The organism is Isoptericola chiayiensis, from assembly GCF_013149805.1.
In the GTDB taxonomy this organism is placed as follows: Bacteria; Actinomycetota; Actinomycetes; order Actinomycetales; family Cellulomonadaceae; genus Isoptericola; species Isoptericola chiayiensis.
The window spans coordinates 208985-223883 of sequence record NZ_JABEZT010000003.1 but is presented as its reverse complement, the minus strand read 5'-3'; the positions used below and the strand labels follow the sequence as shown (position 1 = coordinate 223883).

Below are 14899 nucleotides of genomic sequence, written 5' to 3'. Positions count from 1 at the left end.
TCACGCCGGCGCGACCTCGCGCGCCGGGACTCCCCCGAACGCCGCGGCGACCGCTGCCATCCGTGTGGTCACACCGAGGCGCTCGAACGCGTGCTCCAGGTGGGTACGCACGGTCGTGGGCGAGATCGTCAGCGCCGCGCCGATCTCCGCGTTGGACATGCCCAGCTCGACCAGGCGCAGGATCTCCACCTGCCGCTCGGTCAGGCAGCCGTCCGGCGGCGGGGTCGGGACGACGACGGCGGCCAGCACGCCGCGCAGCCAGGGCAGCAGGAGCCGGCAGATCGTCAGCTCGCGGTTGGAGAAGACCGGGCCGCCCTCACGCCCCATCAATAGGCGCAGGGACCTGCCCGGGCCGTCCGGGTAGCCGAGGATGATCTCGTCGTCGTACGGCAGGTAGTCCCGGCGCACCGGGTGCTGCGCCCAGCGCCGCTCGCTGTAGTGCTCCCGGATGCTCGTCGCCACGGGCGCCGCCGTGCGCTCGATGAGGCTGCACGTCGAGGTCCACCAGTGGTCGAGGAGCACCTGGCACCCGTCGGCCTCGACGTCCGGTGGGCCCAGCTCCTCCGGCCCGGCCACGTAGAGCTCACCCATGAACGACTCCTGCGCGTGCTGGAGGGAGAAGTCGCGTACGTCCATCGCGTGAAAGGCCACGCCATCGGACCGCAGCAACGCCTCGAGGTGCCGCAGGATCTCGCCCACCACGTCGACCGACGGCGGATGCCGCCGCGGATCGGCCAGATCGAGGATGTCGCGCAGCACCGCGTAGTCGTCCGTCGTGGGGTCGATGTGCGTCATCGGGCCTCCCGGGTCCGCCCGCCACCACGGTAGGCCGCGGCGGGACCGCTCGCGCGCGCGGCCGGCCGGGATACGACGGATGTCGTATGGGCCGTCGGCACCCGCCGCCGAAGGCTGGGACCAACGGGCCGGCACCCGGCCGGCCCCGCCCCAGGGAGATGCCATGACCACCGCCGGACCCCGCACCACCCCGCTGCGCCGCCGTCGTCCGGCGACGCTCCTCGCCGCGCTCCTCGTGGCCACGACCGCCGCCCCCGCCGCGGCGGAACCGTGGTCGGACCTCGTGCCCCAGGTCGAGGACGCCCCGCCCCCGATCGGCGTCGAGGTGCTCTCCGGGCACGCCGACTTCCCCGACGACGTCGGCGTGACGATCCGCCGCAAGCTCTCCGGCGAGCGCCGCGACCAGATCCGCCTGAAGGACGCCGGGACGATCGTCGTCGCACGACTCACCGTGCAGCCCGGCGCACGCTTCCCGTGGCACACCCACCCCGGACCCGTCGTGGTCTCCGTCGTCGACGGCGACCTCGTCTACCAGCAGGCTTCCGACTGCGTCGAACGCGACTACACCAGCAGCGAGGCGTTCGTGGACCCGGGCGACGAGGTCCACACCGCGTGGAACCCCGGCGACGCACCCACCTTGCTGATGGCCACGTTCTACGGCGTGCCCGACGGCGGCCCGGTCACGATCCCCGTCACCGACCCGCCGGACTACTGCAACGCCCGCGCCCGTGACGACCACGGACCGCGCAAGCCACGCATCGTCGGCCCGGTGCCGGGCTGGTTCAGCATGCGGTGACCGCCGTCAGACGATCACCCACGCCATCGCCCCGATGAGCACCAGGCACACCGCGGCGACCGGCAGGGCCTGCCGCAGCACCTGGCCCTCCCGGCCGCCCAGGCCCACGGTCGCCGCCGCTGCGACCACGTTGTGCGGGCAGATGACGTTGCCGATCGCCGCCCCGGCACCCTGCGCACCCAGCAGCGGCACCGGATCCAGGTCGGCCGCGAGCGCCGTCTGGTCCTGGAACTCGGTGAACAGGATGTTCGACGCCGTGGCCGACCCGGTCATGAACGTGCCGAGCGCCCCGACGAACGGGGACAGCACGGGCCACAGGGCGCCGGCGCTCGCGGCGGCGACGGCGAGCTGGGTGGTCATGCCGGCTTCGGACATGGTGAAGGCGACGGTCACCATGGCGACGAGCGCGACGAACACGGGCACGACCTGCCAGGTGGCGCGGCGGAACGCGGTGCCGACGTCGGCCAGGGAGGCCCGCTGCCAGAGCGCGCCGGCGAGGTAGGCCATGGCGAGCAGGAGCCCGGGGTGGTAGAGCGGCTCGATGCTCTCGGAGAAGTGGCCGAACAGCTCCCACTCCCACACCACCGACTGGGCGGCCTCCTTGACGGGCACGACCAGGCGGGTGATCAGCACGAGCACCACGAGGACGAGGTAGGGCGCGGTGGCCGCGAGGAAGGACATCTGCGGTGCCCGCTCGGCGTCGGCGGCCTCGGTGACGGCTTCCTCGGCCGCGGCCTCGGCCGGCTGCTCACCGGCCGCGGCGGGCCGGGAGACGAAGGACCGCCGTCGCACGACCGAGCGCACGACCAGGACGAACACGATCGCACCGCCGATCGACCCGACGAGCGAGGGCAGCTCGGGGCCCACGAACCGCGCGATGAGCAGGTTGGGCACGAAGAACGCGACGTAGGCGACGGCCATCCACCCCCATGGCGGGCCGGCGGTGGGCAGCAGGGTGCCGACGAGGCGGGCCACCATGAAGGCGAGCACCAGCCCGGCGAGCGCCATGTAGGGCGCGACGGCCCAGGAGAGCTCGCGCGGGGGGTAGTCGACGATGGCGAGCTGGGCGAGGGTCGGCGTGCCGACGGCGGCGAACGGCACGGCGGAGGCGTGCCCGAGCATGGCGCCGACGACGGCGGTGACCGGCTTGAACCCGGCGGCCACGAGGAATGGGGCCGCGAGCGCCACGGGCGTGCCGAACCCGGCCGCGCCCTCGATGAGCAGGCAGAAGAACCACACGATGAGCAGGGCGGCGACCCGCGGGTCGGGGGTGATCCGGGCGAGCCCGGCCTCGAGCGCCTTGGTGGCGCCGGTGCGCTGCTGCAGGTGGTGGATGCCGAGCGCCGGGCCGATGATCAGCATGACGGTGAGCGCCACCCAGGCCGCACGGGCGAGCACCCCGACGACGCCCTCGACGGGGCCGAACGCGAAGTCGGCCCCGCCGAAGTCGAACGCGGTCAGGGCGAGCACCATGGCGCCGACGGCGGCGGTCGCGCCCGCTGCGGCGGCGGACCACTTGACCGCGACCATCAGCACGAGGATCGCGACGATGGGCAGCGCCGCCAGGAGCGTCAGCACGGCGGGACCGGAGTGATGATCGGGGTGGAGGCCCAGGTCATGGCTCCAGCGTGCCGGATCAGCGGGTGCTGCGCACCTCGGCCACGAACCGGGCGGAGCGTTCGCGCAGCGCCGCGGTCCGGCGTCGGACGAACTCCTCGCGCTCGGCCGGGTCGACCACCTCGAAGGGTGCGGGTGCCCGGCGCACGTTGCGCGAGCAGCCGAAGTCGGTGCACACGAGCGTGCCGATGGAGTTGCCGTTCTTGCCGGACGCGCCGCCGCGGCGCGCCACGTAGAGCGACACCTCGGCGTCGTCGATCACGTCCTCGCACCAGGCGCACAGGCCGTGGCGGCCGCGGCCGGACTTGGCGTCGGCGGCCCGCAGGCGGACGCCGACGGGCACGCCGTCGATCTCGAGGACGACGTAGGCGGCCAGGGGCGCCTTGCGGTCGTGCCAGCCCAGGTAGTCGAGGCGTTCCCAGTCGGTTGCGGCCAGGTCGGGCAGCGTGGCCTGGGCGGCCTCGCGCTTGGAGGCGTTCACGAAGGACGCGCGGATCTGCTTCTCGGTCAGGGGGTTCATCAGGTTCGTTCTCCGGTGGTGCGGCACCGACGGCACGACGGCGGCACGCACGCGGGCCCGGTCAGGGCGGCGCGGTGCGGGGTCGCGGGACGACGGCGGTGGGTGGGCAGGGCGGACCGGCCCGCTCCACCGGTGGTTCAGCGGTGGGCGGGACCGGGGCGCGCGGGCGCTGAGCAGGCCGCGTGGGCCACCCCGCTCTCCCGGCGGATGCTCGCCATCCGTGCGCTCCTCGTCCTTCGCTTCCGCTGCCAGGCCCGCGATCCGGCGCGGGCACCCGTCCAGGGTACGCCTGCCGCGATGGATCACCGGGTCGTGACCGCGCAGATTTAACACCTGCTGTTGAATTTGCACGCTCAGGCGTCAGGGAGGCGCACCGCGCGCCGCCCCTGCAGCGCGGCCCCCGCGAGCACGATCGCGATCCCTGCCAGCGGCAGCACCAGCAGCCCCACCCGCAGCTGCGTGGCGTCGGCGATCACCCCCACGACCGGCGGGGTGAGCAGGAACCCGAGCCGCATCAGCCACGTGACGACCGTCAGCCCGGTACCCGCCCGCAGACCGGGCAGCTCGTCGGCGGCGTGCATCGCCGCGGGGATGACGGTCGCGACGCCGAACCCGGCGACGGCGAACCCGACCACCGTGCCCGGCAGCGACGGGAACGCCAGCATGACGCCGGTCGCGAGGGCGACGAGCACCCCGCCGGACCGGGCCACGGCCCGCTGCCCGAACCGGTCCACGACCCGGTCACCGGTCACCCGACCCACGAACTGCGCGGCCATGAACGCGATGAACGCCGTCGCGGCGACCGCGCCCGGGGCGTCGAGGGCGTCCGCGAGGTACACGGCGGCCCACGACCCGGTCGCCTCCTCGACGACGGCCCCGGAGATCGCCACCACGACGAGCGCCACCAGCAGCCACAGGATCCGGGAGCCCGCGCGCGCCGGCCCGGGCGCGCCGCCGTCGGGCCGGCCGCCCTCGACCGTCCCGCCGTCGTGCACGCCGGAGGCGGCGACGTCCGCCGCGCGCGCCTCGCCGTCGAGCCCCGGCAGGCAGAAGCGCAGGGCGACCAGCGCCACCGTCACGAACAGCGCCCCGGACACCGCCAGGTGGATGCCGAGGGGGACGTCCAGGGCGATCGCGGCGGCCGCCATCGCGCCGCCGACCACGGCCCCCATCGACCACAGGGCGTGGAACGCGTTGAAGATGGAGCGGCCGTAGCGGCGCTGCACGCGCAGCCCGTGGGCGTTCTGCCCGACGTCGGTCAGCGCGTCCATCGCCCCGCCGAGCAGCAGCGCCAGGACGAACAGGCCCAGGCTCGGGGCGAGGCCGGCCCCCAGCACGCCGAGCGCGGTCAGCACCGTGCCGAACACGGCGGTGCGCGCCGAGCCGATCCGCCGCACGAGGGCGCCGGCGGCGAGACCGGAGGCGATCGCCCCGGCGGGGAACGCGATGACGGCCAGCCCGTACGCCGTGTTGCTGAGCTCCAGGGACGCCTTGATCTCCGGGTACCGGGGCACCAGGTTCGCGAACAGGGCGCCGTTGGTCAGGAACAGCGCGGACACCGCGGCGCGCGCCCGGCGGGCGGCCGGCGCCGGGTGGGGCGTGGTGGGCACGTCGCTCATGCGGCTCCCGCCGTCAGCCGCGCGACGGCCTCGCGCACGTCGGCGTCGTCGGCCGGTTCGGTGTCCAGGGCGCGGTGGATGGTGATCCCCTCGACGAAGGCGTCGACCAGGCGTGTGGTGGTGGGGTCGAAGTGCCGTTCGAGCGCACGGCGGCTGCGACGCATCCACGCGTTGGTCAGGGTGCGGAACGCGGGTTCGCGGGCCGCGAGGGTGTAGAGCTCGTGGGTGAGCACCAGGTCGCGGCGGGTCGCGAAGACGTCCTCGGTGATGAGCGCGACCACGGCCGCACGGGCCTCGTCGAGGTCGCGGGCCGCCGTCATGCGTCGTTCGAACGCGGCGGCCGCCTCCTCGGCGAACCGTCCGAACGCCGCCCCCAGCAGGTCGTCCATCCCGTCGAAGTGGTAGGTCATGGACCCCAGCGGGACGTCGGCGGCGGCGGCGACACGGCGGTGCGACGTCCCGGCGACGCCGTGCTCGGCCAGCACGTCGAGGCAGGTGGCGACGATGCGGTCGCGCCGGTCGGGGTCGTGCCGACGACGGCGGGACGACGGCGCCGGGTCGGGGCGGCCGGCCGGCGGCGGGTGAGCGGCGCTCATCGGTCGATGTCCTCGCGCACGACCCGTGCCGGGTTGCCGACGGCCACGACGTTCGCCGGCAGGTCGCGCGTGACGACGGATCCCGCGCCGACCACGGTGTTGTCGCCGATGGTGACGCCGGGGCAGACGACGACCCCGCCGCCGAGCCAGACGTTGTCGCCCAGGGTGATGGGCCGGGCGGCCTCGAGCTTGGCGCGGCGGGGCTCCGGGTCGACGGGGTGGGTGGGGGTGAGGAGCTGGACGTGCGGGCCGATGAGGCAGTCCTCGCCGATGGTGATCGGGGCGACGTCGAGGGCGGTCAGACCGAAGTTGACGAACGTGCGGGCACCGAGGCTGATGCGGCTGCCGAGGTCGACGTACAGCGGGGGCCGCACCTCGGCCCCCTCGCCGAGGTGGCCGACCAGCTCGGCCAGGACGGCGCGGGCGCCGGCGGGGTCGTCGAGGACGGCCCGGGCGTAGGCGTCGGCGAGCCGATGGGCCCGCTGCACGTCCTGCGCGATCTCGGGGTCGGCGACGTAGAGGTCGCCGGCGAGCATGCGCTCGCGCTGGGTCCGGGTGTCCTCGGCCGTGTTCTCGACGCTCATGCGTACGATCGTACGCTCGATGCGTACGGTCGTCCACAGCGCGCCCGGCCCGGCACGGCGCCGGTCGTAGGCTGGCGTCCATGGACGCGCGCGAGTCGACGTATCTGCCCGGGCGTCGGCACACCCGTGGCTGGGTGTTCGGCAGCATGCTCGTCTCGGCGCTGATCAGCCTCACCGCGTCGCTCGTGCTGTCGATCGACGCCGTCGTCCTCGCCGCCGACGCCGGCACCGACCTGGCCTGCGACATCAACGCCGTGATCTCGTGCGGCACCGTCGCCCTGTCCTGGCAGGCCCAGCTCCTCGGGTTCCCCAACGCGTTCCTCGGGCTCATCGCCGAACCCGTGGTCATCACGCTCGCCGTGGCGAGCCTCGGCGGGGTGACGTTCCCCCGCTGGTTCATGGCCGCCGCCCAGGGCGTCTACACGATCGGGCTGCTGTTCGCGTACTGGCTGTTCGCCCAGTCCTACCTGGTGATCAACGCGCTGTGCCCGTGGTGCCTGCTCATCACCCTGTCCACCACGGTGGTCTGGGTCTCGCTGCTGCACTGGAACGTCATGGAGGACAACCTCTACCTGCCGCGCGGCCTGCAGCGCCGCGCGGTGGCGATGGTGCGCATCGACGCCGACGTCTACCTCACCGCGGCCTGGCTGATCCTGCTGGTGGCCGCCGTCGTGTGGAAGTACGGGGCCGCACTGGTCGGCTGAGCCGGCCGCGGGCCCCGGTCAGCCCTCCGCCGGGCTCGGTCAGCTGCCGAGGCCCCGGACGAGGGAGACGACGCGGCCGACGTTGACCGTCCAGCCCACGCCCCACACGTGCGGGCTGAGGAGGTGCTCGCCGTCCGGGTCCCACACGCGCTCCTTGAAGCGCTCGAGCGTGGGGACGCGGAACTCGTAGGGCACGAACCCGGCGACCGTCCCGTGCCACTCCCGGTCCTCGGGGTCCTTCTGGAGCTCCTTGGTGACGGCCGCGACGACGAGCGCGAACATCACCATCTTGAGCAGGCTCGGGCCGCGCTTCGCGCCGGCCTTGGCGGTGCTGACGGACTTGCTCATGTGTGCCTCCGCTCGTCGTCGTACCACCATCCTGCCGCGCCCGGCCGCGACGGTCCACAGCGGGCCGACGACCTGCGCCGAGACCCGCCGACATGCGCCCCGGGCAACGTCGTGCCTACGGTGGCGAGCCCCGCCGCGGCACACCGCGGACCGGGAACCCCGAGGGAAGGAGACCCCCATGGCTACCCACGACCTCACCGGACGGACCGTCCTGGCGATCGTGACGAGCTACGGCGTGGAGCAGGACGAGCTCGTGGTCCCGCTCGAGCACCTGCGCGAGCACGGCGCCGTCGTGACCGTCGCCTCCCCCGGTGCGCAGGACGTCGCCACACTCGTCGGCGACAAGGACCCCGGTCAGACCGTGCCCGCCGACGTGTCCCTCGACGACGTCGAGGCCGAGGGCTTCGACCTGCTGCTGATCCCCGGCGGCACCCTCAACGCCGACACCCTGCGGCTCGAGGAGGCCACCACGCGGCTCGTGCGGACGTTCGCCGGCTCCGGGCGCCCGATCGCCGCGATCTGCCACGGTCCCTGGGCGCTCGTCGAGGCCGGCGTGGTCGAGGGCAAGACCCTCACCTCGTACCCGTCCCTGCGCACCGACATCCTCAACGCCGGCGCGGCCGAGTGGCGCGACGAGTCCGTCGTCGTGTGCACCGCGCAGGACCGCACCCTCATCACGTCGCGGACGCCGAAGGACCTCGACGACTTCCTGGGCGCCGTCGACGACGCGCTCGTCTCCTGAGAGGAGGCCACGTTGCCGCACACCACCGAGCACCTGACCCTGCCCGACGTCGGTTTCGGCACCTACCGACTCAACGGTGCCGACGGCGTCGAGACGATCAGCCGCGCCCTGCAGGGCGGCTACCGCCTGATCGACTCCGCGTTCAACTACGAGAACGAGGGCGCCGTGGGCGCGGCGGTGCGCTCCGGCGTCGTCCCACGCGAGGACGTCATCGTCACCTCCAAGCTGCCCGGACGCCACCACGCCCACGACCAGGCCCTGGCCTGCATCGAGGAGTCCGTCTACCGCACCGGACTCGACCACCTCGACCTCTACCTCATCCACTGGCCCAACCCCGCCCGCGACCAGTACGTCGAGGCCTGGCAGGCACTGATCGAGGCCCGCTCACGCGGCCTGGTCCGCGAGATCGGCGTCTCCAACTTCCTGCCCGAGCACATCGACCGACTCGTCACCGAGACCGGCGTCACCCCCGCGGTCAACCAGATCGAGCTGCACCCCTACTTCCCCCAGGCCGACCAACGCGCCTACGACACCGCCCACGGCATCGTCACCCAGGCCTGGAGCCCGATCGGACGCGCCAACGAGCTGCTGCGCGATCCCGTCCTGACCGGCATCGCCGAGGACCACGGCGTCTCCGTCGTCCAGGTCATCCTCGCCTGGCACACCCGCCTCGGCGTCCTGCCGATCCCCAAGGCCAGCAGCCCCGACCGCCAACGCCAGAACCTCGAGGCCGCGACCATCGAGCTGTCCGACGCGGAGGTCGACCGGATCTCGGGCCTGGGCCGCCCCGACGGGCGTACCGCCGACCAGGACCCGGCCGTCTACGAGGAGCTGTGATGACGTTCACCCACCCCCAGGGCACGCGGGGTGCCGCACCGCCCGGACGGTTCCTGCGCTGGATGAACAAGCTCGTCACACCCCGTGCCCGCCGCAGCGACAAGCCCTTCATGGGGATGGACGTGCTCGTCCTGGTCACCGTCGGGCGGACCTCAGGTCAGGAGCGCAGCACGCCGGTGGCCTGGTTCGGCGACGACCTGCCCGACGGTCGGGCCGGCTGGCTCGTGGTGGCCTCGGCCGGCGGGGCGGCGTCGAACCCCGACTGGTACCGCAACCTGGCCGCCCACCCCGATCAGGCCGCCGTCGAGCTCGGCGGGCGCAGGGTTCCCGTGACGGCCACCGAGCTCCACGGCGACGAGCGCGCGGCCGCCTGGACGCGCATCACCGAGCAGGCGAAGCAGTTCGCCGGCTACGAGCGCAAGACCGACCGCCTCATCCCCGTGATCCGGCTGACCCCGCACTCATGAGCACCCTGACGCTGCCCGCGATCGGGTTCGGCACCGGCAGCCTGCACGGGGGCGAGGCGGCACGCCTCGTGGAGTCCGCCCTGCATGCCGGCTACCGCCTGATCGACTCCGCGTTCAACTACGAGAACGAGGGCGCCGTGGGCGCGGCGGTGCGCTCCGGCGTCGTCCCACGCGAGGACGTCATCGTCACCTCCAAGCTGCCCGGACGCCACCACGCCCACGACCAGGCCCTGGCCTGCATCGAGGAGTCCGTCTACCGCACCGGACTCGACCACCTCGACCTCTACCTCATCCACTGGCCCAACCCCGCCCGCGACCAGTACGTCGAGGCCTGGCAGGCACTGATCGAGGCCCGCTCACGCGGCCTGGTCCGCGAGATCGGCGTCTCCAACTTCCTGCCCGAGCACATCGACCGACTCGTCACCGAGACCGGCGTCACCCCCGCGGTCAACCAGATCGAGCTGCACCCCTACTTCCCCCAGGCCGAACAACGCGCCTACGACACCGCCCACGGCATCGTCACCCAGGCCTGGAGCCCCCTCGGGCGGGCCAACAGCCTGTTCACCGAGCCGGTGCTCACCGAGATCGCGGCCGCGCACGGGGTGGGCGTACCCGCGGTGATCCTGGCCTGGCACGCCCGCCTCGGCGTCCTGCCGATCCCCAAGGCCAGCAGCCCCGACCGCCAGCGCCAGAACCTCGCCGCCCTCGAGGTGACGCTCACCGACGCCGAGATGGACGCCGTGGCCACGCTCGCGCGCCCGGACGGCCGCAACAAGGGTCAGGACCCGGCCGTCGTCGAACAGCTCTGACCGCCCGCCGGACGCCACATCGCCACCGGGGTGCCGTCGTCGTCCAGCGGCCCCTGGTCCCGGAACCCGAAACGCTCGTAGAGACGCTGGTTGCCGGGGCCGGTGGCCTCCAGGTAGGCGGGCCGGGCCTCGGCGTCGACGGCCCGCAACCGGTGCTCCAGCAGCGCCGACCCGACACCACGCCCCCGGGCCGCAGGAGTCACGGCGAGATCAGCCAGGTACCAGTGCGCCGTCGTCGGCCGGGCTCGCGCCCACCGGGCCAGGCGGGCCCTGACCGCCGGCACGTACCGCAGCCCGAGCGCCCGCAGGTACCGCGGCACCTCGCGCAGCTCGGTCAGCACGTCGCGGCGACCGTGCGGCCCCTCCCACACGGCCACCCCGAGGATCGGCCCGCCCGGACCGGCCCGCGCGACGTCGACCGCCCCCGACACGCAGGCCCCCGTGCGCAGCGCCGCGGTATAGACGTCGGTCAGCCGATCGACCCTGTCGTGGTCGCCCGGCACGACCCGGCGCACCACGACGTCGTCGCGGAACGCCTCGGCGATCAGCCGGGCACCGGCCCCGATGTCCGCCTCACCTGCAGGTTCGATCAGCACGGTCATGCCCGGAGTCTGCCAGCACCATCGGGTCGGGCGCCCATACCGTGAGGGCGTTGTAGTATTTTGTCATACATGGCACTACCTGACTGGCGGCATCGCAGCGAGCACATCCGCACGCGCACCGACCGGTATGGGCCAGGCGAACAGAACATCGAACCTGCGTGGGCCAACGAGGCATACGCGGACCCCTACGCGGTGGAGTTCCGACCCGACTTCGCCAGCACGAGCGGCCAAAGCGTCCGGACTATCGGCTGGTCAGACACGGCGGGCTTCCTGATCACAGTGATCACCGTGGAGGACAGCGAGAACCTTTGGGGCGCCACCGCGTGGAAGTCCGACACCGGCGACCAGCGCCGATACACGGGCGAGGACGGGAAGGAGTGACGACAGATGGATGACGCACGAGACCTGATCGCTGCCGAGGCGGACGCCGCCGAGGAGTCGAGGCACGAGCCGTTGCCAGCCGATGCAGTGGGCACGCGCCGCACCCCGGGGACGCCGCCGAAGGTGCTGTCGGTGCGTTTGGACGCCGAAGTGTTCGCCGACCTGTCCTCGCAGGCGGAGCGCCTCGGCATCCCCGTCTCGACTCTGGCACGGATGCTCATCGTGCAGGGCCTGGGCGCGAAGGAGGCCCAGCCTGCCGTCCCCGAGACACTGGAGCTCCTGAGCGGCTTCCTGGACGACAGGATCAGACACTCGGTGCGGTTCGAGCTGTCACACCTGGTGCGCCCGGAGTTCCTGCGCGAGCCGACGTGAGCACCGGGAGGGCGTCCCGCGACGCGGCACCCCGGGTCGTCGGACGCGTCAGAACACCCTGAAGTACAGCGGCACCTTGACCGACTTCTTCTTGGTGGGCGTCGCGCGGTAGACCACCTTGAGGTAGTGGTGCGTCGGCCCCACGGAGCGCGGCAGCGAGACGGTGCGCGAGCCGTCGTGCTTCTTCTTCAGCCGCACCGTCTTGACCGTCCTGCCGTCCACCTTGAGCCGGACCTTGCCGGTCAGAGCGACGTCGGACGGCGAGGTCAGGCGCAGCCGGACCTTGACACGCTGGGGACGGTGCACGGTCTTGTCGATGATCTTGGCCCGCATCTTCGTCGTGGCCTTGTGCACCTTGACCGTGCGGTACTTCGTCCTGGCTTCGTAGACGGTGTCGCCGGAGTACACGAAGCGAAGCTTCGTCCGCCCGACGGGGAGCTTTTTGCCCTTGATCCGCACGACCACGTCGCCGGAACGGTCCAGCGTCGCTGCGCCGACCTTCTTCGTCCCCCGATAGACCTTCACCGTGCCCGTCGGAGTCTGATCAGGCCAGTACTGCTCCACGCTGCGGACGTCGACACGGAGCTTGTGCGGCCTGCCCCACTGCAGCGTCCGATCCGTGGCCCGCTCCACCCTGATCGACGCGGGGTTCTTCACGATCTCGAGGTCGAGAGAGGCGCTGGTGTCGGCCACGTACGGCGAGTCGGTCAGCCGGACCGTCAACCGCTGCCGGCCGGCGGGGACGGCGTCGGGAGCGAGCGTGAAGACGGCGGCCCGGGAGGCCGTGCTCGCGACGTCCCGGGTCGCGAGCCTCCGGTCGCCGTCGTACAGCGACATCGTCCCGTCGACCCGCCACGGGAAGTCCAGGCGTGCGGCCACCTCCCAGGCGCCCCCGGCGGTGTTCATGACCCCCTGCTGGACGTCGTTGGACCAGACCCGCAGCTCGGGACGGGCCTTGGCCACGGCCAGCGTCCCGCCGACCGCGACGGTCCGGGCCTCACCCGAGCTGTAGAAGGTGACCTCGTAGTGGTGCAGTCCGGGCGTCTCGGCCCACACCTGCACGTGCGCCTCTCCCCCGGACACCGGGGCCGTCCGGGTCCTCATGGACGCGTCGTCCCACCTGATCGCCACCTGGCCCTCGGGTTCGTCGGCAGGCAGGTCGGTCGGCGTCTCGACGTCGACGACGAAGGTCACCCAGTCGCCGTACGTGGCCTGCGGCGGCGGATCGACGGTCATCGTCGTCGGCCCCGTGCCCTCCTCGACGTGCAGGGTGCCGACCCAGCGCTGCGGGGCGTGCTCGCGACTGCCCATGTAGACGATCGCCACCTCGTGGGGACCTGCCGCCACCGGAGGCGTCGGGACGACCCAGCGGACCGTCGAACTCTCGCCGGTGAGGGTCTTCGCGTCATCGACCGTGACCCCGCCGACCCCGGCCCTGAGGAACCCCGCGGCCACAGGCTCACCGTCGGGCCCGGTGGCCGAGATGTCGAGCACCAGAGGGCCGCCGGGGCGCCACGTCCCGACCTGGGCGACCTGGAGAGTCGTCTCGAGCGGGTCGTCCCCGTCGGCCGCGGAGGCGGGGGCCACGAGCATCGTGAGGAGGCCCAGCGCGGTGGCGACCGCCATCGCCACGGTGCGGGTGAGGGCGGTGAAACCGCTGGTCATCGAAGTGATCTCCCGTCACCGTCGCCGATGTCCGCGACAGTAGCGGTCTCCTCGGGCATCTGTCCAGGGCCTGTTCAGGGACTGGTCAACTCCTGGTCATCCCTCCGGGTCACGGCACGTCGATCCGGCCCTCGCGGACCGCGCGCGCCAACCGGGGCGGCACCGGGACGACGCGACCACCGGCGTCGACCGGGACGAGCGCAGGCGGGGACGCCTTCCACTGCGCGCGACGGCTGCGGGTGCGGGATCGGGACATCTTGCGCTTGGGGACGGCCATTGGTTCCTCCTCAGCCCTGGCGGGCCTTGAACTTGGGGTTGAGCTTGTTGATGACGTAGGTGCGCCCGCGGCGGCGCACGACCTTGGATCCCGGCTGGTTCTTCAGGGACCGCAGCGACGAACGGACCTTCATCACGCACCCGCCTTGCCGTAGCGGCGGCGGAACTTCTCGACGCGACCGGCGGTGTCGACCACCCGGGAGCTGCCCGTCCAGAACGGGTGGGAGGCGCTGGAGATCTCGACGTCGATCACGGGGTACGTGCGGCCGTCGCTCCACTCGACCGTGGCGGCGGGACGCCCGGGCCCCGCCGGCGTGTCACCGGCGAGCGTGGAGCGGGTCAGGAACGAGAAGCCGGCGGCGGCGTCGCGGAACACGACGGGGCCGTAGGTGGGGTGGATGTCCTTCTTCATGGGTGGTCCTCTCACCAGCTCGACTTGGTGACGCCGGGCAGCTCGCCGCGGTGCGCCATCTGGCGCAGGCGGATGCGGGAGAGCCCGAACTTGCGGTGGTAGGCGCGCGGACGCCCGTCGACGACGTCGCGGTTGCGCAGCCGGGTGGCGCTGGCGTCGCGGGGCTGACGCTGCAGCTCCATGACGGCGACGGCGCGGTCCTCGGGCGTGGACGACGGCGAGGCGACGATCCGCTTGAGCTCGGCGCGGCGCTCGGCGTACCTCTCGACGACCTCCCGGCGGCGCTCGTCGGCCGCGATATTGGACTTCTTGGCCATCAGCGGGTCTCCTTGAACTCGACGTGGCGGCGGACGACGGGGTCGTACTTGCGCAGCACGAGCCGGTCGGGGGTGGTGCGGCGGTTCTTGCGGGTCACGTAGGTGAACCCGGTGCCCGCCGTGGAGCGCAGCTTGACGATGGGGCGCAGGTCGGTGCGGGAAGCCATCAGATCTTCTCCCCTCGGGCGAGGATGTCGGCGACGACCGCGTCGATGCCGCGGCGGTCGATGGTCTTGATGCCCCGGGTGCTGACCCGGAGCCGGACGGTGCGGCCCAGGCTGGGCACCCAGTAGCGCTTGGCCTGGATGTTGGGGTCGAACCGGCGCTTCGAGCGCACGTGGGAGTGCGAGATCGAGTGCCCGAACCCCGGCGAGGTGCCGAGCACCTGGCAGTGGGCAGACATGTGGTGGTCCTTTCGGAGGTGGGCCGGGCGCCGACCG

The 14899-nt window shown here is 72.8% G+C and carries 23 protein-coding genes; 8 read left to right on the top strand and 15 right to left on the bottom strand.

The features are described from left to right. The gene (locus HDG68_RS07325; RefSeq protein WP_172150705.1) at nt 1-795 is read right to left on the bottom strand and encodes a helix-turn-helix transcriptional regulator; all 795 of its coding nucleotides are present in this window, start codon (nt 793-795) and stop codon (nt 1-3) included. A gap of 163 nt (nt 796-958) precedes the next feature. Between HDG68_RS07325 and HDG68_RS07320 the strand changes: the two genes are divergently transcribed. Next, nucleotides 959-1591, top strand: a complete 633-nt coding sequence (locus HDG68_RS07320) for a cupin domain-containing protein (RefSeq protein ID WP_172150703.1) — start codon at nt 959-961, stop codon at nt 1589-1591. A gap of 6 nt (nt 1592-1597) precedes the next feature. Here the strand turns inward: HDG68_RS07320 and HDG68_RS07315 are convergent, their stop codons facing one another. The 5 genes from HDG68_RS07315 to HDG68_RS07295 all read right to left on the bottom strand — a co-directional run bounded on the left by HDG68_RS07315 (nt 1598) and on the right by HDG68_RS07295 (nt 6527). Then, entirely contained in the window at nt 1598-3169 is a 1572-nt protein-coding gene (locus HDG68_RS07315; RefSeq protein WP_216648141.1) for an L-lactate permease, read from the bottom strand. A gap of 58 nt (nt 3170-3227) precedes the next feature. Then, a complete protein-coding gene (locus HDG68_RS07310) occupies nt 3228-3728 on the bottom strand; it encodes an FBP domain-containing protein (RefSeq protein WP_172150700.1) in 501 nt (166 codons plus the stop codon). 353 nt (nt 3729-4081) lie between these two features. After that, nucleotides 4082-5347, bottom strand: a complete 1266-nt coding sequence (locus HDG68_RS07305; protein ID WP_172150698.1) for an MFS transporter — start codon at nt 5345-5347, stop codon at nt 4082-4084. Further along, the gene (locus HDG68_RS07300; RefSeq protein ID WP_172150696.1) at nt 5344-5943 is read right to left on the bottom strand and encodes a TetR/AcrR family transcriptional regulator; all 600 of its coding nucleotides are present in this window, start codon (nt 5941-5943) and stop codon (nt 5344-5346) included. The genes HDG68_RS07305 and HDG68_RS07300 overlap by 4 nt, the downstream gene beginning before the upstream one ends. Continuing rightward, entirely contained in the window at nt 5940-6527 is a 588-nt protein-coding gene (locus HDG68_RS07295; RefSeq protein WP_172150694.1) for a sugar O-acetyltransferase, read from the bottom strand. Before HDG68_RS07295 ends, HDG68_RS07300 begins: the two co-directional genes overlap by 4 nt. An 80-nt stretch (nt 6528-6607) precedes the next feature. On the opposite strand from HDG68_RS07295, the gene HDG68_RS07290 reads away from it, so the two are divergent. Beyond that, the gene (locus tag HDG68_RS07290) at nt 6608-7231 is read left to right on the top strand and encodes a vitamin K epoxide reductase family protein (protein ID WP_172150692.1); all 624 of its coding nucleotides are present in this window, start codon (nt 6608-6610) and stop codon (nt 7229-7231) included. A 39-nt stretch (nt 7232-7270) separates the two neighbouring features. Here the strand turns inward: HDG68_RS07290 and HDG68_RS07285 are convergent, their stop codons facing one another. Next, the gene (locus HDG68_RS07285; RefSeq protein WP_172150690.1) at nt 7271-7579 is read right to left on the bottom strand and encodes a DUF5808 domain-containing protein; all 309 of its coding nucleotides are present in this window, start codon (nt 7577-7579) and stop codon (nt 7271-7273) included. Nucleotides 7580-7757: 178 nt separating this feature from the next. Here HDG68_RS07285 and HDG68_RS07280 point away from each other — a divergent pair, with 178 nt between their 5' ends. From HDG68_RS07280 to HDG68_RS07265, 4 genes are read left to right on the top strand one after another with little or no spacing between them, the layout of a single operon-like run. After that, entirely contained in the window at nt 7758-8321 is a 564-nt protein-coding gene (locus HDG68_RS07280; RefSeq protein WP_172150688.1) for a type 1 glutamine amidotransferase domain-containing protein, read from the top strand. 12 nt (nt 8322-8333) lie between these two features. After that, complete coding sequence (locus tag HDG68_RS07275; protein ID WP_172150686.1) at nt 8334-9158, top strand: aldo/keto reductase; 825 nt, start codon at nt 8334-8336, stop codon at nt 9156-9158. Continuing rightward, nucleotides 9158-9625, top strand: coding sequence for a nitroreductase/quinone reductase family protein (locus HDG68_RS07270; RefSeq protein ID WP_172150683.1), 468 nt, complete (start codon nt 9158-9160; stop codon nt 9623-9625). The genes HDG68_RS07275 and HDG68_RS07270 overlap by 1 nt, the downstream gene beginning before the upstream one ends. Next, nucleotides 9622-10434, top strand: a complete 813-nt coding sequence (locus tag HDG68_RS07265) for an aldo/keto reductase (protein ID WP_172150682.1) — start codon at nt 9622-9624, stop codon at nt 10432-10434. The genes HDG68_RS07270 and HDG68_RS07265 overlap by 4 nt, the downstream gene beginning before the upstream one ends. Here HDG68_RS07265 and HDG68_RS07260 read toward each other — a convergent pair. Continuing rightward, complete coding sequence (locus tag HDG68_RS07260) at nt 10404-11036, bottom strand: GNAT family N-acetyltransferase (RefSeq protein ID WP_172150681.1); 633 nt, start codon at nt 11034-11036, stop codon at nt 10404-10406. The two genes, HDG68_RS07265 and HDG68_RS07260, sit on opposite strands and share 31 nt — an antisense overlap. Before the next feature lie 69 nt (nt 11037-11105). Between HDG68_RS07260 and HDG68_RS07255 the strand changes: the two genes are divergently transcribed. Together HDG68_RS07255 and HDG68_RS07250 are read left to right on the top strand one after the other, a co-directional pair. Beyond that, nucleotides 11106-11417 carry a hypothetical protein gene (locus HDG68_RS07255; RefSeq protein ID WP_216648140.1) on the top strand — a complete coding sequence of 104 codons (312 nt, stop codon included), beginning with the start codon at nt 11106-11108 and terminating at the stop codon, nt 11415-11417. Between the two features lie 6 nt (nt 11418-11423). Then, nucleotides 11424-11789, top strand: a complete 366-nt coding sequence (locus HDG68_RS07250) for a hypothetical protein (RefSeq protein ID WP_172150680.1) — start codon at nt 11424-11426, stop codon at nt 11787-11789. A gap of 48 nt (nt 11790-11837) precedes the next feature. Here HDG68_RS07250 and HDG68_RS07245 read toward each other — a convergent pair whose 3' ends face one another. From HDG68_RS07245 to rpmB, 7 genes are all read right to left on the bottom strand, one after another. After that, complete coding sequence (locus HDG68_RS07245; RefSeq protein WP_172150679.1) at nt 11838-13454, bottom strand: Ig-like domain repeat protein; 1617 nt, start codon at nt 13452-13454, stop codon at nt 11838-11840. A gap of 109 nt (nt 13455-13563) precedes the next feature. Beyond that, complete coding sequence (gene rpmF / locus HDG68_RS07240; RefSeq protein WP_172150678.1) at nt 13564-13731, bottom strand: 50S ribosomal protein L32; 168 nt, start codon at nt 13729-13731, stop codon at nt 13564-13566. 10 nt (nt 13732-13741) lie between these two features. After that, on the bottom strand, nt 13742-13864 hold the full coding sequence (gene ykgO, locus HDG68_RS07235; protein ID WP_172150677.1) for a type B 50S ribosomal protein L36: 123 nt from the start codon (nt 13862-13864) through the stop codon (nt 13742-13744). Continuing rightward, the gene (locus HDG68_RS07230; RefSeq protein WP_172150676.1) at nt 13864-14142 is read right to left on the bottom strand and encodes a type B 50S ribosomal protein L31; all 279 of its coding nucleotides are present in this window, start codon (nt 14140-14142) and stop codon (nt 13864-13866) included. Before HDG68_RS07230 ends, ykgO begins: the two co-directional genes overlap by 1 nt. Before the next feature lie 11 nt (nt 14143-14153). After that, nucleotides 14154-14459, bottom strand: a complete 306-nt coding sequence (gene rpsN, locus HDG68_RS07225; protein ID WP_172150675.1) for a 30S ribosomal protein S14 — start codon at nt 14457-14459, stop codon at nt 14154-14156. Then, nucleotides 14459-14626 (bottom strand): 50S ribosomal protein L33, encoded by a 168-nt coding sequence (gene rpmG / locus HDG68_RS07220; RefSeq protein WP_172150674.1) that lies wholly within the window; start codon nt 14624-14626, stop codon nt 14459-14461. Before rpmG ends, rpsN begins: the two co-directional genes overlap by 1 nt. Further along, on the bottom strand, nt 14626-14862 hold the full coding sequence (rpmB, locus tag HDG68_RS07215) for a 50S ribosomal protein L28 (RefSeq protein WP_172150672.1): 237 nt from the start codon (nt 14860-14862) through the stop codon (nt 14626-14628). Before rpmB ends, rpmG begins: the two co-directional genes overlap by 1 nt. Nucleotides 14863-14899 lie beyond the last annotated feature (37 nt).